Consider the following 20,895-nt stretch of genomic DNA (forward strand, 5'->3'; position numbering starts at 1 on the left):
GGATGCGTCATTATCTGCTGCAACGCGCTGGCCTGGGGGTATTGGTCCTGTGGGCCGCGTTTACCCTGTCGTTTGTGCTGCTGCAGGTGCTGCCAGGCGATGCGGTCCTGATCAAATTTCAGAATCCGGATCTCGGCCTGAGTCCGCAGCAGATTGCTGAGATGCGTCAGGCCTATGGCGCGGACAGCCCGCTGTGGCAGCAATATCTGCACACGCTGGTGGCGATGCTGCACGGCGACTTCGGCTATTCGGTGCAGGCGGGCGTGCCGGTCAGTGAACTGCTGACCAGCAATCTGCCTGGCACGCTGCGACTGGCCCTGTGCGGCTTTTTGCTGGCGACACTGCTGGCATTCGTGCTGGCGACACTATCGCGGCTGCCTGCCCTGCGCGGCCTGCGTAATCTGCTGCAGTCACTGCCCGCGCTATTTATCTCAGTGCCGACCTTCTGGCTCGGCATAGCCCTGATTCAGCTCTTCTCATTCCAGCTGCGCTGGATCCCGGTAATCAATCCCTCACCGTGGCAGGGACTGATTCTGCCCATTATTACGGTCGCCGTTCCGATCTCAGCACCGCTGGCTCAGATTCTGTTGCGCAGCATCGATGAGGTTTCAACCCGGCCTTTTGTGGCGGTGGCGCGCGCCAAAGGAGCTAGCGAGCACTATGTGCTGTGGCGGCACATCCTGCGCAACGCCATGCTGCCGGTGCTCACCGTGGCGGGCCTGCTGCTGGGAGAACTGATTGCCGGTGCGCTGATCACCGAAACGGTGTTTGGCCTGGGCGGTCTGGGACAGCTGACGCAGCAGGCGGTGAACAATCAGGATGTGGCGGTGTTGCAGGCGGTGGTGATGATCTCTGCGCTGGGTTTTGTGGTGATCAACCTGCTGGTGGATCTGCTGATGCCGCTGTTTGACCCGCGCTTACAGCTGTTACGAGGTGCAACATGAGTCTGGTTGATTACGCTGCTGCGCGGCAACCCGTGGCGGCAAAGAGGCGCACTTTACAGTTTTCGCCGGGCCTGTGGCTCGCCGTTTCAGTCATGCTGCTGGCCGTACTGGCAGCCCTGTTCCCGGCCCTCTTTACCCAGGCCAGCCCGATTGAAGGAATTGCGGGTGCACAGCGACTCGCACCGCAGGCCGGACACTGGCTCGGCACCGATCAGCTTGGCCGCGATCTTTTTGCCCGCATCGTTTACGGCGCGTCCCATTCGCTCTCCGCCGCCGTCATGGCGGTGGCGATCGGACTGCTGGCAGGTACCGCGCTGGGTCTGGTGGCAGGAGCTATCGGCGGCAAAACTGAATCAATTGTGATGCGCGCAGTGGATGTCCTGCTGGCGATTCCGGCGTTGCTGCTCTCTCTGAGCGTGCTGATTTTACTCGGCTTCGGCACCCTGAATGCCGCATTAGCGGTGGGCATCGCCTCCATCGCCAGCTTCGCCCGACTGGCATGCGCCGAAGTGGTGCGCATTCGTCACAATGAGTATGTCGAAGCGGCTTACGGCAGCGGCGGCCGCTTTTTCAGCGTGCTGTGGCGTCACATTCTGCCCAATGCGCTGACGCCGGTGATCGCCTATGCCGCCCTGCAATTTGGTCAGGCGATTCTGGCGCTGTCGACTCTGAGCTTCCTCGGCTACGGCACCCCACCGCCGGTGCCGGAATGGGGTCTGTTAATCGCTGAAGGGCGTAATTATCTGGCTACCGCCTGGTGGCTGACCACTTTTCCTGGTGTGGTGGTGGTCGCTGTTGTGCTCGCAGCCAATCGCATCAGCCAGCAACTTTCAGGAGGAAGCCGATGAGCGCTCAGCCGTTACTCGCGGTCAATAATCTGACGCTAAGCTATCGCAGCGGCAACCGTTGGCAGCCGGTGGTACATAACGTCAGCTTCGAGCTGCAGCCCGGTGAGATGGTGGCGCTGGTCGGGGAGTCCGGCTCCGGTAAAACCACTACCGCACAGGCGATAATGGGTCTGATGGCGGAAAATGGCCGCCGCGAAGGGGGCGAAATCCTGCTCAACGGCGTGGATATCAGTCAGTGGTCGCAAAAGCGCTTCGATACCCTGCGCGGTGCGCGCATCAGTCTGGTACCGCAGGATCCCGGTAATTCCCTGAATCCGGTGAAAACGGTCGGCGAACAGGTGGAAGAGATCCTGCGACTGCATCTGAAATTACCGTCAGCGCAGCGCCAGCAGCGGGTGATTGACCTGCTGACGCGCGTCGGCCTCAGCCATCCGGAACAGCGGGTTAAGCAGTATCCGCATCAGCTGTCGGGCGGCATGAAGCAGCGGGTATTGATCGCCATTGCCCTCGCCCTGCAGCCGGAGATCATTATTGCGGATGAGCCGACCAGCGCGCTGGATGTCACGGTGCAAAAGCGCATTCTCGATCTGCTGGACAACCTGCGGCAGGAATCCCGCACCGCCGTGCTGTTTGTCACCCACGACCTGGCGCTGGCGGCGCAACGCGCAGATCGTATTATCGTGTTTCGTCACGGCGAGATTCAGGAATCGGGCCGCACTGAACAGGTTATCAGCGCGCCTGCTCATCCTTATACCCGTCAGTTACTGAATGATGCGGCACCGCAGCGACCCGCCAGAGTTAAATCTGCAACCGCCCGTTTTTCTGCCCCCGCCATACGGGCAACCGGCGTGATGAAAAGCTTTTCGCTGGGCAAACAGCAGCGTTTGCAGGCGCTGAACCAGGTCAGCTTTCAGGTGGCGCGCGGCACTACGCATGCACTGGTAGGCGAATCCGGCTCCGGCAAAACCACGCTGGCGCGCATCGTTATGGGTTTTGAAACCGCAGACAGCGGCGAGGTGACGCTGGATGGCATCGTGGTCAACGGATTACGCGGCGAGGCGCTGCGTCAGCTGCGGCGGAAGATCCAGTTTGTCTATCAGAACCCATTTGCCTCGCTCGATCCGCGTCAGACGCTGTCTGCAATTATCGAAGAGCCACTGCGTAATTTTGAGCGGCTGAGCCGCAGTCAGCGCCGTGAGCGCGTAGAAGCGATGACCACGCGGGTGGCGCTGCCGCTCTCTCTTCTGTCACGTCATCCTCACGAACTTTCCGGCGGTCAGCGGCAGCGTGTGGCTCTTGCGCGGGCGCTGATCTGCAAGCCGGAGATTCTGGTACTGGATGAGGCGACCTCGGCGCTGGACGTCACGGTGCAGGCACAAATCCTCGACCTGTTGCAGCAGCTTCAGGCCGAACTGGGTCTGACCTATCTGTTTATCACGCACGACCTGGCGACGGTGCGGCAGATTGCCGACAGCGTCACGGTGTTAAAAGCGGGCGAAGTCGCAGAGCAAGGTGACGTTGTCACGATTTTCAGTTCGCCACAGCATCCTTATACCCGGGAATTAATGGCTGCCATTCCTCCGCTTATTCCCTTAACCCACAAGGAGTCAGCATGAGCCGACGTCTCGGATTTTTTACCCGGCTGCTGGATAAGGTGCCGGCGAAACAGCGCTATCAGCTGGCCACCGAACAGATTCAGCATGCCGAACGCTGCGGATTTGATAATGCGTGGATTGCTCAGCACCATTTTCATCAGGATGAGGGGGGTCTGCCGTCGCCGCTGCTCTTCCTGGCGCATGTCGCCGCGCAGACCCGCACCATCCGGCTCGGCACCGCCATCATCACCCTGCCAATGGAAAATGCGCTGCGGGTGGCTGAAGATGCCGCAGTACTGGATCTGCTGGCAGATGGGCGGCTGGAGATCGGGCTGGGCTCCGGTGGCACGCCGGATTCGTTTTTGCCGTTTGGTCTGACCTTTGCCGAGCGCGGTGCCGCTTTTGCCGACCATCTGCATACGCTGCTCAGCGCCTGGCGCGGGGATTCACTGGGGCATCCTGATAATCATCTCTATCCCGCCGCGCCGCAGCTTGCCGGACGGGTGTGGATCGCCACCTTCTCGGTTGAGGGCGCAATCCGTGCCGCTAAGGGCGGCCATGGCCTGATGCTGTCCCGCACCCAGCCGCGCCCGGCGGGCCAGCCTGAGCTGCCGCTGGATGCATTGCAGAATCCGCTGATCGATGCCTATCTTGCGGCACTTCCTGCGGGAACCCCTCCGCGCATCCTCGCCTCCCGTACCGCATTCGTGGCCGATTCTGACCGCTATGCCCGGCAGGTAGCTGAACCGGGAATTCGTCAGCAGGCTGCGCAGTATCGTGGTGAATTACGCGGTGAACGCTTTGATGATCTGCTGGCGCAGTTTGATGCCCATGTTGGCGGCATCGATCAGGTGCAGCACTCGCTGGCGCAGGACAGCGCACTGGCGCGCGTCACCGACATCTCATTTCAGGTGCATTCGGTTGAGCCTACGCATGCCGACACGCTGCGCTCGATTGAACTCATTGCTCAACATCTTGCGCCCGCGCTTCGTGCCGCTGGCGAACCTCACAGGAGAATTTCATGAATCAACCTGACGATTTGATCGCCACATTAGTAGATATCGATCCCGATTCCGAACTGGCCCATGCGCGCCAGACACGTCACGCCGCCACACAACATGCTCAGGGTAGCTACACCCTGTTGTTTAGCCAGGGTGATGAGGATTTTCCGCTGGCGGAGCGACGTCTGCTGGCCGCACAGGTTGCCGGCTGGCATGCACAACCCGGCCTGCAGGCGCACTACCAGCCACAGGAGAGTCTGGCCGGGAGTGATCGGATCAACGCGGCACAGGCTTTTGCCCATCGCCTGACCTTTGAGCCGGTTACTGCTGCTCCCGCGCATCTGGAGGCTTTGAAACAGGCGGGCTGGAGCCTGCGCGGCATTGTCACACTGGCACAGCTGGTGGCATTTGTCAGTTTTCAGAGCCGGTTGCTGGCGGGTCTGCGCAGCTTACAGGGCGATGAGGCGTCGGGTGAGGTTGCCCCGGTAGTCGCCGGTCACTGGCACGAGGCCTTACATACCGCCAGCGGCAAAACTGCCCTGACCGCGTTTACGCAACAGGAACTCGGCTGGGAGCCCTGGCTGCCGGCAAAACCGCTGTCGGAATTCAGCGAGGAAGAGCAGGCGACACTGGCAAAATTCGGTCACACCGACTCCGACTATTTTCGCCTGCTGGCGCGCAATCTGCCGTTGCTGGAGCAGCGCACCCTGACCGATAAAGGCATTTTTTATACCGCAGGAGGGCTGCCACGCGCCGAGCGCGAACTGGCTGCCACCGTGGTGAGTAAGGTCAACGGCTGCATTTACTGCGCCTCAGTCCATGCGCGTAAAGCCAGCCAGCTCTCAAAGCAGGATGAAGCGGTACAGAAGCTGCTGAATGTTGCACCTGGCGCGGTGTTATCTCACGGACACGCCGCACGCTGGCAGGCGATCATCGCATTCTCAGCAGCGCTGTCGCTGACCCCTGCCCAGCCGACACAGTCGCAGCTCTCTGCACTGCGTGAACAGGGTCTGGATACGCTCGCCCTGCTCGACCTGATTCAATCAACCGCCTTTTTTGCCTGGGCTAATCGCCTGATGCTGACGCTGGGCGAACCTTTTCTGCCGGAACAACAGGGATAATCATGACTTTGCCTTTAACCGACCAACTGGTGCAGTGGCGTCGCGAACTGCATCAGCATCCTGAACTTTCGAATCATGAATTTGCCACCACGGAACGTATTACCCGCTGGCTGGAACAGGCCGGGATCCGGCTGTTGCCGCTGGGGCTGAAAACCGGCGTCGTGGCAGAAATCGGTCATGGCGAACCCCTGATCGCCCTGCGCGCGGATATTGATGCGTTACCGATTGAAGAAACCACCGAGCGCCCGTGGCGATCACAGCAGCCGGGCGTGATGCACGCCTGTGGTCACGACGTTCACAGCGCCGTGATGCTCGGCGTGGCGTTACGGCTGAAACAGCAGGAAGACACACTGCAAGGCCGGGTACGGATTCTGTTTCAGCCCGCTGAAGAGACCTTTAATGGCGCACGTCAGCTGATTGATGCTGGTGCGCTGGAAGGCGTTCAGGCGATATTTGGCCTGCACAACGCACCCGACCTGCCACTGGGCACACTGCGTAGCCGGGCGGGTGCGTTTTATGCCAACGTAGACCGCTTTGTTATCCGCATTGAGGGCAAAGGCGCCCATGCCGCGCGACCGCAGGAGGGCATCGATTCGATTGTGATTGCCAGCCATATCGTAACGGCTCTGCAGACCCTGCCGAGCCGGGTATTCAGCTCGCTGGAAACGGTGGTGCTGAGCGTGACGCGCTTTACCGCCGGTAATACCTGGAACGTGCTGCCACAAAGCGTTGAGCTGGAGGGCACCGTACGCACCCACAACGGCGAAATCCGGGCGCAGATCCCGCACCGCATGCGATCCCTGATTCAGGGTATTGCCGCCGGGTTTGGTGCGACCGCCGAACTGGAGTGGACTGAAGGACCGCCGGCCCTGATTAACACGCCAGGCTGGGTGGATGTTGCGCTGGACGTTGCTCAACAGAGTGGCTATCTCGCGGAGCACGCTGAGTCGCCGCAAATGGGAGGAGAAGATTTTGCCTTCTATCTGCAGCAGGTTCCGGGGGCGTTTGTCAGCATCGGCAGTGCCAGCGAATTTGGTCTGCATCACGCCGCCTTCGATCCTGATGAAGCGTTGATTGGCCCGGCGGTGGACTACTTCACGCAGCTGGTGCCACGCGCGTTGCAGATTGTGGCGGCGCAATGACGAAAAAAAGGAGTGCTGCTATGTCAGTTCAGGTTCCACAACCGATTCTTGATCATGCGGTGATTAACGTGGCCGACCAGCTCGACAGCGCCAGCGCGCGCTTCCGAAGGCTCGGCTTTCAGCTCACTGAACGGGGTCATCACTCGCTGGGATCGAGTAATCACCTGGCGATTTTTGGTGAGAATTACCTGGAACTGCTGGGCTATGAGACGGGCAAAGGGAGCCAGCGCGCCGATCTCTGGCAGTCGCCGCAGGGATTGAGCGGTCTGGTGTGGAAAAGCAGCGATGCAGAGAGTGAGTTTCAGCATCTGCAACGGCAGGATCTGGATGGCGATCCGCCAGCGGCCTTTCATCGACCGGTCACCCTGCCCGACGGTTCGGTGAGTGAAGCGCACTTTCGGACCGTACGGATTCGCCCTTCGCTGGTACCCAATGGCCGCAGCTTTTTTTGCCAGCATCTGACGCCCGAAGCGGTATGGCAGCCGGCATGGCAGCGTCACCCCAATGGCGTGCGTAATATCAGTGAGTTTGTGATTGTCGCGCAGGATCCGGCGCTTTCAGCGCTGGTCTATAGCCGCCTGTTTGGGGCCGCTAAGGTGCTCGCCTGTCCCGAAGGCGCCTTTGTCCTGCGCGCGGGTGCTGCCACGGTTCGTTTTGCTTCGGCAGACTATGCGCAGCAGCGATTTGGCCCGCTGCCGGAAGACTATGATGGCAGCGCCCGGATGGTCGCGCTGGGTTTTGAGACGGAGGATCTCGGCCTGGTGAAACGCGCGCTGGTGAAGGGTGAAATTGCCTTTCAGGAGCAGCCCGAGGCGATTGTGGTGGAGTCGGCAGAAGGTTTTAACCTGGCACTGCGTTTTACCTGAGTGCAGATTCAGGAGGTGATGAAAAACGCCTCAAGTGAGGCGTTTCTTCAGAGCACGGACCGATAAAATATAAAGACTTATCGAATCTTAATAGTCCATCGCAGCACGCTTAAATCAGAAAAACAGAGATGGCGACAGGCCAAACCGGGCGCATAATGCCCGGATATGCGACACAGTCAACTGACGTTCGCCGCTGAGGATTCGGCTAACCAGCGATTTTTTACCGATCTCATTTTCGAAGTCGCTCAGGCTAAGATTGTGTTGCTCAATAAGCACGCGCAGAATGCCGGGGCCTGTGCTGATTTCATTTTGACGTGCATTAAATTCGGCCAGCTCCGGATCTTTATCTTCATAGTGAGCAATGCGCGCGCAAAGCAGGTCAACCAGCGGATTATCCGGCTCATGTTCAATCAGATATTCGACCAGTTCCAGTGCTTCTTCATAATCCTCGCGCTGGCTGCTGCCAGCCAGCAGCGGTACCGCTTCAGCGAGCTCATTTGACAGCCTGATAGCTTCAGTATTCATTCGGTAACCTCCCGATATTTCGCGGACAACTGTTGATCGCTCTGCACATGCTGTGAAGCCTTTCAGCCGATCGTTTCAGCAGACAAAGGCCATAAAATTAAACTCTCCGATCTTAATATAAAAAAACGCCTCAACTGAGGCGTTTTTCACAGGCTTTACAACGACACAAATCAGAAGGTGTAGCTGGCGGTCACTGAGAAATTACGCGGTTCGCCGTAGACTACAGAGCTGGCCACATTAGTGTCATACTCTTTGTCGAACAGGTTATTGAGGTTGCCCTGCAGCGACAGATTTTTGTTCACCTGATAACGGGCGAAGAGATCAACCAGCGCATAGCTGCCCTGACGGGCACGCCAGGTGCCATTGCCTTCCGGGCCACCGACATCATTCCAGATATGTGTCTGCCAGTTCACACCGCCACCCAGCGTCAGCTGCTGCAACGTCGGCAGGCGATAGCTGCTGAACAGGTTAAAGCTGGTCTGCGGCAGTTGCGGGTTAAAGGTGCTGCCATCGCGGTTTTCCGCAATGTAGCGCGTGCCGCCCAGGGTCATCTGCCAGTTGTCGGTTAATGCGCCGTTGACTTCAAACTCCACGCCACGACTCACCACGCCTTTACGGCCAATGTACGCGACATCACCTGACCCCTGAACCGTCTGAGTAGTTGCTTCACCGACATTATTCAGCTCGGTGCGGAACACCGAAATCGAGGTGGTGAAGCGACTATCCATCCAGTCAGATTTCAGGCCTGCCTCGTAGTTTTTGCCGATAACGGGCGACAGGAAAGCGCCGCTGGCATCGCGATAGTCCTGTGGCTGGAACACCGAGGTATAGCTGGCGTAAGCCGACCAGTTTTCAGCGAAGTCATAAATCAATCCGCCGTAAGGGGTGGTGTTATTTTCTTCCATTTCACCACCAGGCGTTTCACGGTTCCAGTTGGTGTAACGGGCACCGATAATCAGGTGCAGCGGATCGGCGAGCGACAGACGGGTCGCCATATAAGTCGATTTCTGGCGAACCAGTTGGGTATCGCTGGCAGGCAGACGCGGCGTCCAGGCTGATTCCGGATACTGACCGTTAAACTCGTTGTAGTTGCCCAGCGACTCCGATGAGATATTCTCAAAGGTACTGAAGTACTTGTTATCCTGGCGGGTGTAATTGACGCCGACCATCAGCTCATGCTGACGACCCAGCAGTTCATAAGGACCGCTGGCGAAGGCATCAACGGCATCCACTTTGCGTTTACCGGTGTTGTAACCAGTCCCGCCTACCACCGGATAGTTGGCATAGGAAGAGACGCCCGCCCCGGTGTTACGATCGAAATAGCCATCAAGATAGATCTGCTTACTGTCGAGGCGCATCTCGTTGTGCGCGCCGTTCAGTGTGATGTTCCAGCCGTTGTCGAAGTCCTGTTTCAGGTTCACAAAGACTTTACGGTTCTCTTTATCGTTGTAGGCCCAGTCAGGTGCGGTGTTGTAGCCGCGTCGGGTATGTATCTGCGTGCCGTCTGTGTACCAGCGCGGCGCGCCACCCCACATGGTGGAGTCCGTATTGACCTGGCTGAATTCATAGCCGACCGAAAGCGTGGCAGAGTCGGTCAGGTCAGCGTCAACCACGCCATAGATGAACTGTTTTTTGGCGCCATAGCGCTCTATGAAGCTGTTGTTATCCTGCCAGCCCGCGATCAGCCGGCCACGAACATTGCCGGAGTCACTGAGCGGAGCAGAGAGATCGGCCACGTAACGCTGCTTATTCCAGCTGCCGTAACTGGCGGAGACGGTGCCGCCGAACTCTTTGCTGTCGGCGTGTTTGCGCACCATATTGATGGCAGCTGATGGATTGCCCGGTCCGGTTAACAGACCGGTCGCTCCGCGCACCACTTCAACGCGCTCATACATTGCCATATCGGTCTGCGCATCGCCCAGGTTCCAGCGAGCGGCAAAGGCAGTAGGGATACCATCGACCATGTAGTTGTCGATCATAAAGCCGCGAGCATAGTAGTTGGTGCGATCCATATCACCACTGATACCGCGAATACCGGTGGTATTTGCGAGCACATCATTCAGCGACTGGAGTTGCTGATCGGCCATACGCTGCTTACTGACAATGCTGACTGACTGCGGGACATCACGCACGGTGCCCAGCATTTTAGTGCCCGCACGGGTAACCGGTACGCTGTAATCGGTGGCGGGCGAAGCGGCTACGGCATCATCAGCTGACGCGCTGACCGTCATAGTCTGGTTATCGCTGGCAGCGGATGCGCCGGTCTCTGCTGCATGAGCAGCGTTATGCGCCAGCGACGAGGCGACGATGACAGCCAGCAAGGAGAAGCGGAATGGACGTTGCAGAGCAGAAGTATCCATTGCCCTGGGGTGTTGAAGATCGAAAGCGTTCATTAATTCCTCAATTATATTTATGTTTTTATGCTGCCACTGTCACGACCATGCTTCCTGCGGACATCGCTGCCCTGCTTATGGTTTGAGGAACCAGAAACCTTTCCCTGAGCGCCTGCGCGCGGGTGTGATGAACTTCTAAAACAAATGAGAAATATACGCATTGCGATTATCATTGCAAGATTTTGTTAGCAAACAATACGAATTTTTTCAGGGAATTGTCTGCGTGTGAAAGACGACTGGAAGATGATAAAGACAGGGAGGCGTTTATGGGGTCAGCGCACCTGCTGACTTGTCAGAGAAACAGGGCTGCTGCATCATTTTTAATAAAGATAAAATCCTGTAATGGCCGTTCATTGAACTGTAGTTGTCACTCCTGATGCCACAATATCTGCCTTAAATCTTTTATCACCTTATTTAACACCAGATATTGCAGGAATTCGTACGTGCGCAAAATTTCAATGCTTAAAGCGCTGATAACGACCACCGTTTTCAGTGTTTTTTCAGCCCACTCCGCCACACTTGTGGAGACCGTGAGTGCGGGCTGGGATAATTTCAGTGATAAAGTCGCCACAACCTGGCAGCAGCCTGAAGGTTACGACTTTTATCTGCCCGCGATTACCTGGCACAACCGTGCCACTTACGATCGTGAACACATCAATAAATATAATGAAAGACCCTGGGGCGCGGGCGGAGGTATCTCCCGCTACGATGAAAAAGGGAACTGGAACGGCATCTACTTAATGGCGTTTAAGGACTCCTTTAATAAATGGGAACCCTTTGGTGGCTATGGCTGGGTGGCAACCTGGCGTCCGCTGGCCGACCAGAATTTTCACTGGGGTGCGGGTTACACGGCGGGCTTTACCGCACGGCACAACTGGGATTATATTCCGGTGCCAGCGATACTGCCGCTGGCCTCTGTCGGCTATGGCGATCTCGATTTCCAGATGACCTATATTCCCGGCACCCATAACAACGGCAACGTCTATTTTGCCTGGCTGCGCTACCACTTCTGACAGTTGCCGATATAAGCGTTAGCGTGACATCGCCATGAGCGAGAGATCGTCCAGCGTGAGGGTTTCGCCATCATAGCGATGACGCAGGAGATGGTAGCTTTCGCATTCAATAATCTGCTCAACCGCGTCCGAAAAGATAGTCATGGCGCTGCGCATCTGGCTCAGATAGTCATGGGTGTCATAGACCCGATCGATTCCTTCCAGCGCATGGTTCATGATTTTTCGGGCGACGTCATTAGGCGTGTCGAGCGCTGAGAGTTTTGAACGCGCAGTCCTGCGCAGATCGCGCGGGGTAAACGCCTCCAGTCCCAGCCCACGGGGAGCGCGGATCATCCGGCGAAGTGCCTGATTCAGCGCGCCTTTTGACAGCGGCTGTTGCGGATCGCGTGGCGCGGGCACCAGCCAGGGTGAGGCTGGTTCGGCGGCGCGCAGCAATGCTTCGATGCATTGACGCATCAGCGGTGAAATGGGCAGCACATGCTCCCGCTGCGATTTATTGCGCGTACCCTGCATCCACAATCCTAATTGCAGATCGAACTCCGCTTTCTGCGCCTGCACAATTTCATCCGGCCGCCGGGCGCTGACCAGGCATAAACGCAGCGCCCAGCGCGCCTGTTCCGAGAGTGCCCAGTTATCCAGCCCGTGCCAGAACACCCAGATTTCTGCATCGGTAAGTTGCCGACTGCGCGGCGGCGTAGCGCGACCCGCGACATCACGCTTTTTCATTGAAGCGATGGGTGAATGATCGAGATAGCCCTGCATCTCGGCCCAGGCAAGAAATTGTTTGGTCAGCGCGAACACCCGCCGCGCCTCCTCTTTTTTACCGTCGGCGATCAGAATGTTATAGAGCCGGTTAAGGCGTAAGCGGTTCAGCGTTTTGAGTGGCTGCGAACCGATGTTCGGCAGGACATGTTTCAGCAATGAGGAGATGGCGATCTCAGGACGACGCCGACTGATCAGCAGCGAGAGTTTTACCCAGACCTTCATCACCTGCTCCACCGTGCCTTCATCGCCAAAATTATCCAGCTCGCTAAGTGAAGCCTTTTTAACCTGCTCCAGCCAGAGCAATACATGGCGGCCTACGTGGGCTGAACGCGCAGGGATCTGTGTCAGATCTGGGGTCACATTTATACCTGTTAGACATGAAGAGCGGGCCATTCTATCCATTGTTTATCTATGACTCCAGACCTAATAAGTCTGGAGTCATAAAGACGCGTTATGATGAAATCTGAGGAAGTTTTCGGGTGATGACCAACAAGTAAAACTAACGTCTCTTCTCCCTTCTGGTCATGGTTATGGCGAATAAATAGCCCATTGTTATGGAATGTAAAGGTGGCTTACCGCGATATACAATGATAACTATTATCATTATCATACGCATTTGCTTACATGCCTTAATACTTCAGGGAGATTTTCTAAGTGAATGTAACCATGCGTGTCCATAAGCGCCCTGTTGCGCTACTGCTGGCCGGTTTATTGAGTACCTCTGCTAACGGCGCTAATCAGGAAGAGACAGAAAAGCTGGCTGATGATGAGACGATGCTGGTCACCGCTGAACAGGAGCTGAAACAGCAGCCTGGCGTTTCGGTGATCACCTCGCAGGACATTGAGAAAAACCCGCCGGTCAACGACCTTTCCGACATTATCCGTAAAATGCCAGGCGTTAACCTTACCGGCAATAGCGCCAACGGTGTACGCGGTAACAATCGTCAGATCGATATTCGCGGCATGGGGCCGGAAAATACGCTGATTCTGATTGATGGTGTGCCGACCACCTCGCGCAATTCGGTGCGTTATAGCTGGCGCGGCGAGCGCGATTCCCGCGGTGACTCAAACTGGGTACCACCAGAAATGGTTGAACGGATTGAAGTGATTCGTGGACCGGCGGCAGCGCGTTACGGTTCCGGCGCGGCCGGTGGCGTGGTTAATATCATTACCAAACGCCCGACCAATGACTGGAGCGGATCGCTGTCGCTTTATACCAACCAGCCCGAAGATGATAAAGAAGGCGCAACCCGCCGCGCTAACTTTAACCTGAGTGGTCCGCTGGCGGGCGATGCTCTGACCATGCGGCTCTATGGCAACATCAACAAAACCGACAGCGATGCTTTCGACATTAACCAGTCGCACAATGGCTCCGGCGCCGCCGGTCGCGAAGGCGTTCGCAATAAAGACATCAACAGTGTGCTGTCGTGGAAGATTACGCCATTACAGGTGCTGGATTTCAGCTACGGATACAGCCGTCAGGGCAACATTTATACCGGTGATACCCAGTACAGCAACGGTGCCGGTAATGCCTTGATCGAATCTCTCGATGGTTCAGAAACCAACCGTCTGTATCGTCAGACCTGGGGCCTTGCGCATAATGGCATCTGGGACTGGGGACAATCTAAGCTCACCTTTAACTATGAAAAAACCAATAACACCCGCCTGAATGAAGGCACGGCGGGTGCGGGTGAAGGCCGGATCAACAGCAACACGTTCTCAACCAGTCGCTTTGAAAGTTACCGGGCCGGAGGTGAAGTCAGCTTCCCGCTGGAACTGCTGCGTGAGCAGACCGTTACGCTGGGAGCCGAGTGGAACCGTGATGAGCTGAACGATCCAAATTCAATGAACGGCACCAGTGCGCCTGGCGTATCCATCGACGGTGTCAGTGGTGATGCGGGCAGCCGCAACAGTAAAAACAGCGCAACGCTGAGCTCACTCTATTTTGAAGATAATATTGCTGCGACCGATAGCACTGAAGTGATCCCCGGTCTGCGTTTTGATTATCACGACACCTTTGGTGCGAACTGGAGTCCGTCGCTCAATATTTCTCAGGCTCTGGGAGAAAGTTTTACCCTGAAAGCGGGTATCGCCCGTGCGTTTAAAGCCCCTAACCTTTATCAGTCCAGCGAAGGCTATTTACTGGCGACGCGGGGAAATGGCTGTCCGATCAACGTTACCCGTGGCAGTTGTTATCTGCTGGGTAATGAAAATCTCGATCCTGAAGTCAGCGTTAATAAAGAGCTGGGTATTGAGTTCAGCCAGGATGGCTATATTGCGGGTATCACCTGGTTCCGCAATGACTATAAAAACAAAATCGTCTCCGGGACGGAGGTGCTGGGTTACGCCTCTAATGGTAACAATATCCTGCAATGGAGTAACGGCGGCAAAGCGGTAGTGGAAGGTCTTGAAGGCAATTTCACTATCCCGCTGGTCAGTGACGAGCTTGAGTGGCGGACTAACGCAACTTATATGATCGAGTCGAAGGATAAAAAGACCGGCAATCCGCTGTCGATTATTCCTGAATACACCATCAATACAATGCTGGACTGGCAGGTGACGCAGGATTTCTCCACTAATCTGAACTGGACAATGTATGGTCGTCAGAAACCACGCCAGTATGCGGAATCCCGCACAGAAAACAATTCTATGTCGAATCGCGAAGTCGGCGCTTATTCAGTATTTGGGGTCAATTTTAATTATGACATCACCAAAAATCTGCGTGCCAATGCCGGGATTAATAACCTGCTGGATAAACAGCTATATCGCGAGGCTGATGGCGCATCGACCTATAACGAACCGGGACGCGCTTATTATGCCGGGCTGACAATGTCCTTCTGATCTGCAGCAGCGCTTCCCGGTGGAGGCGCTGTTTTATCTTCATCGACTAACCTCCGGTTTACACTCTCCCCGTTTTATCTTCTCAATGCTGATCTCTGGCTGCCGCTTAACGAGCCGGAAAGTATCTGACTCACGGGTATGGCATTAAATACTTACATTCCCTCTGGAAAGCGTAACGACAGGTAACTAATGTCGTGATTCCTGTATCCCGGCCAGCGAAACACCCCAGAGTGCGGCTATGCTCTGTCGGGTTCAACCTGCAACTATAACTAACTATCAGGATATTAAGTGATGAAAAAATTATCAGTTATCGTTATTGCTACCGGACTGTTTTTGTCGGTGAATTTACAGGCTAATGCCCAGGGCTGTCTTAAGGGAGCCGCAGTAGGCGGCGTCGCAGGTCATGTTGCTCATCATGGTGTGGCCGGTGCCGCAGCGGGCTGCGCAGTCGGTCATCATATGGCGAAGAAAAAACAGAAAGAGGCTGAGCAAAATCAGCAGTCTCAAAAATAAGCTGAGGTTGTAGCATCGATGTAAATCAGCCGATTACCGGGCAATGATGATGTCCGGTGATCGCTGAGTGATAACTATTCTGACTCTGTTGCATCGCTAAAGTATGGCGCATTAAGGGCGGCCGGTTATGGTAATTATGTTTATTTGAACTCGATGTCTTTAAAGGTGCAGTGATTTAGGTGAGTGACCAGAAATTTGAATAAGGTACGCATATTTTTAATTCAGACAGTGGAAAACGTCTTTTGAAAAAACGTCCTTTCTCGACCCAGCCGCACAATGCCATGCCATCTGAATATTCAATTACCACCATTATTCTTCTTCTTTTTTTTCGCCGAACAATGGTGCCCACTTCAATCATGCGGATGCCTTAACCGCACTATTGCCGGTTACGTCATGAGTATCTGTAAGTATCGTTCTGACAATGAAGTCATTACTTTTTCTCAGATCTCCAATCTCTGGCTGGAGTTTTCCATATATCCGCATACCTTCCATCATCATGAAAATGCTTTGAGCCATGACTCGCGCATCTTCATCCTGGCGAAATACCCGCTGATCCTGGCCTCTTTTTAAGATATTCTCTAACTCGTTAATTAAACGGTTAAATTTAAAGGAAACTTTGCCTTTAACCTCTTCGTCTCCGGGTAAAAGCTCGCTGGCTGCCGCAATAGTAAAACACCCTTTCTCTCCGGCAGGAGCAGATGATAACTGAGCCACAAATTCGAGCGTTTCTCGCAATGCAGCTTCTGGCGACAATTCTGCATTTCGTTTCACTGTCCTTGAAATGCCTTCATCCATGTATCGCTGCAAAGCAGCCAGGTAGATAGCGCGCTTATCGGGATAAAGTTTATAGATGCTGGCACTTGCCAGACCCGATGCTTTCATAAGATCAGCCATAGATGTTGCCTGATATCCCTTCTGCCAGAAGCATTCGAGTGCGGTGTTGAGGAACGCCTCTGGATCGAATTCTCTGGGTCTGCCTGCTGATGCTTTCATAAGGTTCTCCTGTGCTGACGATTTATTGTAGATCGATCAATCTACAATTAAAAGGCTTTATCTAAACCTTGTGTTAAAAGTCATGCTTTTTGCCTGGTAAAATTTAATGCTGAGTCAGTGGACAGGCACAGGTGAGTCATTGGCCGCCTTCTGGCGGCGGCAGGCAAATACTTATAATGGGATTACAGTCTGGACCTGATGCTGAAAAACGTAGGGATCTGATAGCAACTCATATTGTTCATCATCCGGATAGGTAACGGCAATCTGATACTGGTCGCCTGCAAAGGCTTTGATGGCTTCTAAATCTTCCCAATACGTCGCAAGGAAGAAATGCTCCCATTCGCCCTGCGTTTCTCTGCGTACATAGGCTCCCAGATTCCCTGGCGTCGCTTCTGAATGTTCAACACCAGTCTCCTGCAAGTGAGTTGCAAAACCTTCGGCGTGCCTGACCGGTACGCATCCGTGCCATGTTCTGACAATCATGTTGCTATCCTCATGTTGTTGAAGAGTTTTAACCATAATATGACAATGCAGGAACAACGATTCGTTTTCTGGGAGTGTAAGATGGAATATTAATAAATTACTTATCGGCTAGTTGACCATAAACAGAGCGTCGGGCATACAAACAATCGCCCATTTTGACCATCATAAAGCTCATGCTTTTTGTCTTAAGAAAGACCGACGTGATAACCTTCGAACATACGATAATTTCGCCTGACGTTTGGTTTACCATGAGAACTAACCGGTTCAGGGAACTGCCGCTTATCAGCGCCAAATACTTAAGACTCAGGGAGAGAGCTGCCAATGAATACCTATTCAACCCGCCGTTTCGCGCTGTTAATTACCGGAGTGCTTGGCTGCTTATTTACTTTTTTTGTGTGGCGCAATGAAATTGACCGTAATACCTTTCTGACTCAACCTGTGCTCGACGCATTATGGTGTGCCGTCCTGCCGCTGGGACTGGCTCTTTTTTTTTATTATTAAAAAATGGGGTAAAGGTGAGGCTGTCAACGGCATAATGAATAACATCAAACTTTTCGCAGGGTCCGTTCTGCTGATGGCCTTTTTTAGCTATATGCTGCTGACCACGGTTATCTGGCTTCTTCCGGGCACCCTCAGCAAGTATACCGCTTATAGCGAGTTTTCGGGCGGCGGGCGTCACGACTGTTCGGGTGTTGAGGTTAACGACCCGGATCTGCAAAGACGGATAAAGGTCTGTGAACCCGTGGGCAATTATTTTGCCGGCGGAACGGTTCACGTGACTAAACGAAGCAATGCGGCAGGCATGAGCATTGTTAACGCTAAAATCAAAGAGTAAACGTCATTACGCAGCTCGGGGCCTGAGTACCTTCAGGCCCACACATAAACAGCATGATTTCTTTATACAACAGCCGTCATTCTTTTGTTAAAACTCAGAACTCGATATCTTCCAGGCTGAAGATTTCAGTCTGATCATTGTAGGAAAAAATTATGCCAGAATCACAATCACCATCGTGAGCAATACCCAGCCTATGGCGTGAATATCTTTATGCATGATAGCCTGAGCCAGATAGCCGCCTACGCCGGGCAGCGTATAAGCGTTATTGCCCACGGTGATCGCTTCGGAGGCCACGAAAAAGAACCAGCCACCAGACATTGACATCATCATGTTCCAGATCAGCCCCGGAACGGCAAAAGGCACGTCCAGTTTCCAGAAACATTGCCATGCTGTCAGATGGAAACTGCGGGAAACCTCCACCAAATCCGCAGATACGGTGCGTAACGATTGATAGAAGCTAAAGGTCATGTTCCATGCCTGGCTGGTGAACAATGCGAAGATCGCCGCCAGCTCTATGCCCAGTACCTGTCCAGGAAACAGCGCAATAAAGAACGTCACGGTAAAAGAGATTTAGCCTAGCACCGGAACGGATTGCAGAATATCGAGTGTGTATGAGTAAATCCCTCAAACATTTTTTTATACCCGCGCCATAAATTTATAAAAATTATAGGCTGAAGTCAGCTGATGTATCTTTATTGCAACGGCTGAATACTGTGATGACTGAATCAATTCACTTAAACCAGGGATACTCGTTTGTGTTAAAACAATGTTTCAAGGCAACCAGGCCTGAAACATGACGGAGCAGAAATGAGAACGCAGAAGCGATGTATGGGATATGTGGCCATCGTGGTTGATGACTATGATCGGGCAATTGAGTATTACACCGAAAAGCTGGGTTTTACCCTTGTTGAGGATACTCCGCAGCCAGGTAAACGCTGGGTTGTAGTTACACCTGACCCTGAAAGCGACTGCAATCTTCTTCTGGCTCGCGCTTCAGATGACAGACAGGAAGGTTTTATTGGCAATCAGTGCGGCGGAAGAGTATTCCTTTTTCTGCAGACGGATGACTTCTGGCGAGACTACAAAGCCATGAAATCGAAAGGCGTTACATTCTCCCAGGAGCCTCATGAAGAGGAGTACGGAACCGTGGTGGTTTTTGAAGATCTGTACGGCAACCGCTGGGACCTTTATCAGAACAGGCAGAATTAAACACCAAAGCCAGTTGTGTATCAGGCATTCAGATGAACAATCAAAGCACGAACCCTGCAGGGATATTTCAGATCAGCGGGGAGTTTTTTGCAGCATCCCCTGAGCACTCAGCTGTCAGTTAAGCGCTCGCAAGCAACCGAGCGCGTGTGATAGCAGACTTACTTTCCTCACAAGCTATAACCTTCAGATCCGCCAATCAGTATCACTAATCCAGCGATCTATCCGATATTTTTAGCTGCGCCCTGGCATTATAAAAACGACGATAGGATAAATAGACAGCAATGATCGTTGACAGACTGGCAGTTCCTATCAGCATAAACGTAACCATAATCTGATACTTAATCGCCTTGAGCGGATCTATTCCGGCGAAAATCAGTCCGGACATCATCCCTGGCAGGCTGACCAGTCCGACGGTTTTGGCAGCGTCCACCGTCGGCATCATAGCTGTACGAATGCTGTCGGCAATGATGCGGCCCGATGCCAGCTTCACCGATGCGCCAAGGCTCAGCATCTCCATAATTTTCTGCTGGTTGTCGCTGAAGCGCTGGTTCAGGTTGCTGTAACAGAGCCCTACTGCGACCATGGCATTACCGGCGATCATGCCCGTGATGGGGATGACCTGCATCGGAACAAACGCTATCGCCCCGCTCAGCACCAGAATCGTTAGCGTGATAACGGTGCCACTAAAAATAGCGATAAACGATATCGTAAAGGCGTTATCAATATTTCGTCCGCGTTTACGGGCGTTGATCGCGGCATTAACGCAGATAAACAGCACCATCAATACCGTGAGCCAGCTGTTATTAACATCGAAGATCGACTTTAATACAAAGCCGACAATGACCAGCTGAATTATCGCCCGGGATACACTCCAGAGAATATCTTTGCTCATGCCGAGCTTTTCTTTCTGGCTGATAAGCAGCGCTATGGCCACCAGCGTCAGTGACAGCAATAGAGAGGTGTCACTGATATTATGCTGATTCACGCTTATTCTCCTTTTCTGGCGGCTCAAGCCGAAGCACCTGCTCAGCCTGCTGGATATCGTTAACGTCATGGCTAATCCGCACCACGGCTACCTTTTCTTCAGCTGAGATCCGGTTAATCAGTGAAAGTACTGATAGTCTGTTCTCTTCATCAAGTGCGCTGGTGACTTCATCCAGCAACAGTACCTCAGGCATAAACTGCAGATTGCGCAGTAGTCCAACACGCTGCTTTTCTCCGCCTGATAGTTGTTCAACAGGTTTATTCAGCATATCCGGAGAGAGATTTACGCTTTCCAGCGCAGCAACAAGTTTGTCCCGCTGAGGTTTCTGACGTCGAATCTGCCATGGCAGCGCCAGGTTGTCATATACCGTCTGACCAAACAGTTGCGGCGTCTGAAAACAGTACGAGACCTGCTGGCGATAGGCCTCTGCTCTCAGCGTGGTGATATCACTGTTCCTGAAGAAAAGTTGCCCGGAGGTGGGGGTAATCAGCGAAGCAAGGATTTTGAGGAAGGTACTTTTTCCGCTTCCGGATGGACCGGTCAGCAAGACGCAATCACCCTGATATAACTGCAGGGAGAGCGGTTTCAGTAGCTGACGATCCCCGACTGAAAAAGCGACGTCCTGCACATCCAGCAGGAGCGAAACTCTGTCCATATTTACGCCTCAGGACCTGACAAATTGAGTGTTGTCAGTATCAAAAAAAGCAGGAGTTACCCTTCACAGTCAGATTACCGGTACTGCATGTTGCAGCGCGATCGCACTGCTGTCGTGGGCGCGGCAAATTTACATCAGACTAGGAAATATAAGGCATTTAATTGCGGC

20 protein-coding genes and 1 pseudogene are annotated in these 20,895 nt (G+C 54.0%); 13 read left to right on the plus strand and 8 right to left on the minus strand.

The window, feature by feature from the left end:
- The first annotated feature begins 2 nt into the window (after positions 1 to 2).
- Genes NR195_RS00475 through NR195_RS00505 form a run of 7 tightly spaced genes read left to right on the plus strand, consistent with a single transcriptional unit; the run spans position 3 to position 7,517 of the window.
- Positions 3 to 944 carry an ABC transporter permease gene (locus tag NR195_RS00475; protein ID WP_062758882.1) on the plus strand — a complete coding sequence of 314 codons (942 nt, stop codon included), beginning with the start codon at positions 3 to 5 and terminating at the stop codon, positions 942 to 944.
- On the plus strand, positions 941 to 1,792 hold the full coding sequence (locus tag NR195_RS00480) for an ABC transporter permease (RefSeq protein WP_256843857.1): 852 nt from the start codon (positions 941 to 943) through the stop codon (positions 1,790 to 1,792). Before NR195_RS00475 ends, NR195_RS00480 begins: the two co-directional genes overlap by 4 nt.
- Positions 1,789 to 3,408: an ABC transporter ATP-binding protein gene (locus tag NR195_RS00485; RefSeq protein WP_256843858.1), complete on the plus strand. Its 1,620-nt coding sequence runs from the start codon at positions 1,789 to 1,791 to the stop codon at positions 3,406 to 3,408. The genes NR195_RS00480 and NR195_RS00485 overlap by 4 nt, the downstream gene beginning before the upstream one ends.
- Positions 3,405 to 4,412, plus strand: coding sequence for a putative FMN-dependent luciferase-like monooxygenase (locus NR195_RS00490; protein ID WP_191938768.1), 1,008 nt, complete (start codon positions 3,405 to 3,407; stop codon positions 4,410 to 4,412). The genes NR195_RS00485 and NR195_RS00490 overlap by 4 nt, the downstream gene beginning before the upstream one ends.
- On the plus strand, positions 4,409 to 5,509 hold the full coding sequence (locus NR195_RS00495) for an alkylhydroperoxidase domain protein (protein WP_256843859.1): 1,101 nt from the start codon (positions 4,409 to 4,411) through the stop codon (positions 5,507 to 5,509). Before NR195_RS00490 ends, NR195_RS00495 begins: the two co-directional genes overlap by 4 nt.
- A gap of 2 nt (positions 5,510 to 5,511) precedes the next feature.
- A complete protein-coding gene (locus tag NR195_RS00500) occupies positions 5,512 to 6,651 on the plus strand; it encodes an amidohydrolase (RefSeq protein ID WP_187484798.1) in 1,140 nt (379 codons plus the stop codon).
- A gap of 20 nt (positions 6,652 to 6,671) precedes the next feature.
- Complete coding sequence (locus NR195_RS00505) at positions 6,672 to 7,517, plus strand: VOC family protein (RefSeq protein WP_256843860.1); 846 nt, start codon at positions 6,672 to 6,674, stop codon at positions 7,515 to 7,517.
- A 114-nt stretch (positions 7,518 to 7,631) separates the two neighbouring features.
- Here the strand turns inward: NR195_RS00505 and NR195_RS00510 are convergent, their stop codons facing one another.
- Both NR195_RS00510 and fhuE read right to left on the minus strand, forming a co-directional pair.
- Positions 7,632 to 8,042 (minus strand): type II toxin-antitoxin system HigA family antitoxin, encoded by a 411-nt coding sequence (locus NR195_RS00510; RefSeq protein ID WP_167423156.1) that lies wholly within the window; start codon positions 8,040 to 8,042, stop codon positions 7,632 to 7,634.
- 170 nt (positions 8,043 to 8,212) lie between these two features.
- Positions 8,213 to 10,435, minus strand: coding sequence for a ferric-rhodotorulic acid/ferric-coprogen receptor FhuE (fhuE, locus tag NR195_RS00515; protein ID WP_256843861.1), 2,223 nt, complete (start codon positions 10,433 to 10,435; stop codon positions 8,213 to 8,215).
- Positions 10,436 to 10,878: 443 nt separating this feature from the next.
- Here fhuE and pagP point away from each other — a divergent pair, with 443 nt between their 5' ends.
- Positions 10,879 to 11,448 carry a lipid IV(A) palmitoyltransferase PagP gene (gene pagP / locus NR195_RS00520; RefSeq protein ID WP_033760546.1) on the plus strand — a complete coding sequence of 190 codons (570 nt, stop codon included), beginning with the start codon at positions 10,879 to 10,881 and terminating at the stop codon, positions 11,446 to 11,448.
- An 18-nt stretch (positions 11,449 to 11,466) separates the two neighbouring features.
- On the opposite strand, the gene NR195_RS00525 is transcribed toward pagP, so the two are convergent.
- Positions 11,467 to 12,573 (minus strand): site-specific integrase, encoded by a 1,107-nt coding sequence (locus tag NR195_RS00525; protein ID WP_122889398.1) that lies wholly within the window; start codon positions 12,571 to 12,573, stop codon positions 11,467 to 11,469.
- 306 nt (positions 12,574 to 12,879) lie between these two features.
- Here NR195_RS00525 and NR195_RS00530 point away from each other — a divergent pair, with 306 nt between their 5' ends.
- Both NR195_RS00530 and NR195_RS00535 read left to right on the plus strand, forming a co-directional pair.
- Positions 12,880 to 15,054, plus strand: a complete 2,175-nt coding sequence (locus NR195_RS00530; protein WP_187496395.1) for a TonB-dependent siderophore receptor — start codon at positions 12,880 to 12,882, stop codon at positions 15,052 to 15,054.
- 291 nt (positions 15,055 to 15,345) lie between these two features.
- Positions 15,346 to 15,567, plus strand: coding sequence for a hypothetical protein (locus tag NR195_RS00535; RefSeq protein ID WP_010247042.1), 222 nt, complete (start codon positions 15,346 to 15,348; stop codon positions 15,565 to 15,567).
- A 354-nt stretch (positions 15,568 to 15,921) separates the two neighbouring features.
- On the opposite strand, the gene NR195_RS00540 is transcribed toward NR195_RS00535, so the two are convergent.
- Together NR195_RS00540 and NR195_RS00545 are read right to left on the minus strand one after the other, a co-directional pair.
- Complete coding sequence (locus NR195_RS00540) at positions 15,922 to 16,560, minus strand: TetR/AcrR family transcriptional regulator (RefSeq protein ID WP_256843862.1); 639 nt, start codon at positions 16,558 to 16,560, stop codon at positions 15,922 to 15,924.
- 171 nt (positions 16,561 to 16,731) lie between these two features.
- A complete protein-coding gene (locus NR195_RS00545; RefSeq protein ID WP_256843863.1) occupies positions 16,732 to 17,043 on the minus strand; it encodes an antibiotic biosynthesis monooxygenase in 312 nt (103 codons plus the stop codon).
- A gap of 321 nt (positions 17,044 to 17,364) precedes the next feature.
- Between NR195_RS00545 and NR195_RS00550 the strand changes: the two genes are divergently transcribed.
- Complete coding sequence (locus NR195_RS00550; protein WP_256843864.1) at positions 17,365 to 17,544, plus strand: hypothetical protein; 180 nt, start codon at positions 17,365 to 17,367, stop codon at positions 17,542 to 17,544.
- 34 nt (positions 17,545 to 17,578) lie between these two features.
- Positions 17,579 to 17,878 carry a hypothetical protein gene (locus tag NR195_RS00555; protein ID WP_256843865.1) on the plus strand — a complete coding sequence of 100 codons (300 nt, stop codon included), beginning with the start codon at positions 17,579 to 17,581 and terminating at the stop codon, positions 17,876 to 17,878.
- A gap of 153 nt (positions 17,879 to 18,031) precedes the next feature.
- On the opposite strand, the pseudogene NR195_RS00560 reads toward NR195_RS00555, so the two are convergent.
- Positions 18,032 to 18,484: pseudogene (locus NR195_RS00560) on the minus strand (ABC transporter permease subunit); the annotation flags it as partial.
- Between the two features lie 201 nt (positions 18,485 to 18,685).
- On the opposite strand from NR195_RS00560, the gene NR195_RS00565 reads away from it, so the two are divergent.
- Positions 18,686 to 19,087 carry a VOC family protein gene (locus NR195_RS00565; RefSeq protein ID WP_256843866.1) on the plus strand — a complete coding sequence of 134 codons (402 nt, stop codon included), beginning with the start codon at positions 18,686 to 18,688 and terminating at the stop codon, positions 19,085 to 19,087.
- Between the two features lie 205 nt (positions 19,088 to 19,292).
- Here NR195_RS00565 and fetB read toward each other — a convergent pair whose 3' ends face one another.
- Both fetB and fetA read right to left on the minus strand, forming a co-directional pair.
- Positions 19,293 to 20,072: an iron export ABC transporter permease subunit FetB gene (gene fetB / locus NR195_RS00570; RefSeq protein ID WP_061902155.1), complete on the minus strand. Its 780-nt coding sequence runs from the start codon at positions 20,070 to 20,072 to the stop codon at positions 19,293 to 19,295.
- The gene (gene fetA / locus NR195_RS00575; protein ID WP_256843867.1) at positions 20,059 to 20,727 is read right to left on the minus strand and encodes an iron ABC transporter ATP-binding protein FetA; all 669 of its coding nucleotides are present in this window, start codon (positions 20,725 to 20,727) and stop codon (positions 20,059 to 20,061) included. Before fetA ends, fetB begins: the two co-directional genes overlap by 14 nt.
- Positions 20,728 to 20,895 lie beyond the last annotated feature (168 nt).

This window comes from Pantoea sp. Ft-CA_14 (assembly GCF_024520875.1).
GTDB lineage: Bacteria > Pseudomonadota > Gammaproteobacteria > Enterobacterales > Enterobacteriaceae > Pantoea > Pantoea agglomerans.

Bases quoted from the DNA above. Each gene is read 5' to 3' on its own strand.
- NR195_RS00475 (WP_062758882.1), top strand. From the start codon at position 3: ATGCGTCATTATCTGCTGCAACGCGCTGGCCTGGGGGTATTGGTCCTG.
- NR195_RS00480 (WP_256843857.1), top strand. From the start codon at position 941: ATGAGTCTGGTTGATTACGCTGCTGCGCGGCAACCCGTGGCGGCAAAG.
- NR195_RS00485 (WP_256843858.1), top strand. From the start codon at position 1,789: ATGAGCGCTCAGCCGTTACTCGCGGTCAATAATCTGACGCTAAGCTAT.
- NR195_RS00490 (WP_191938768.1), top strand. From the start codon at position 3,405: ATGAGCCGACGTCTCGGATTTTTTACCCGGCTGCTGGATAAGGTGCCG.
- NR195_RS00495 (WP_256843859.1), top strand. From the start codon at position 4,409: ATGAATCAACCTGACGATTTGATCGCCACATTAGTAGATATCGATCCC.
- NR195_RS00500 (WP_187484798.1), top strand. From the start codon at position 5,512: ATGACTTTGCCTTTAACCGACCAACTGGTGCAGTGGCGTCGCGAACTG.
- NR195_RS00505 (WP_256843860.1), top strand. From the start codon at position 6,672: ATGTCAGTTCAGGTTCCACAACCGATTCTTGATCATGCGGTGATTAAC.
- NR195_RS00510 (WP_167423156.1), bottom strand. From the start codon at position 8,042: ATGAATACTGAAGCTATCAGGCTGTCAAATGAGCTCGCTGAAGCGGTA.
- fhuE (WP_256843861.1), bottom strand. From the start codon at position 10,435: ATGAACGCTTTCGATCTTCAACACCCCAGGGCAATGGATACTTCTGCT.
- NR195_RS00530 (WP_187496395.1), top strand. From the start codon at position 12,880: ATGCGTGTCCATAAGCGCCCTGTTGCGCTACTGCTGGCCGGTTTATTG.
- NR195_RS00535 (WP_010247042.1), top strand. From the start codon at position 15,346: ATGAAAAAATTATCAGTTATCGTTATTGCTACCGGACTGTTTTTGTCG.
- NR195_RS00540 (WP_256843862.1), bottom strand. From the start codon at position 16,560: ATGAAAGCATCAGCAGGCAGACCCAGAGAATTCGATCCAGAGGCGTTC.
- NR195_RS00545 (WP_256843863.1), bottom strand. From the start codon at position 17,043: ATGATTGTCAGAACATGGCACGGATGCGTACCGGTCAGGCACGCCGAA.
- NR195_RS00550 (WP_256843864.1), top strand. From the start codon at position 17,365: ATGAATACCTATTCAACCCGCCGTTTCGCGCTGTTAATTACCGGAGTG.
- NR195_RS00555 (WP_256843865.1), top strand. From the start codon at position 17,579: ATGAATAACATCAAACTTTTCGCAGGGTCCGTTCTGCTGATGGCCTTT.
- NR195_RS00565 (WP_256843866.1), top strand. From the start codon at position 18,686: ATGAGAACGCAGAAGCGATGTATGGGATATGTGGCCATCGTGGTTGAT.
- fetA (WP_256843867.1), bottom strand. From the start codon at position 20,727: ATGGACAGAGTTTCGCTCCTGCTGGATGTGCAGGACGTCGCTTTTTCA.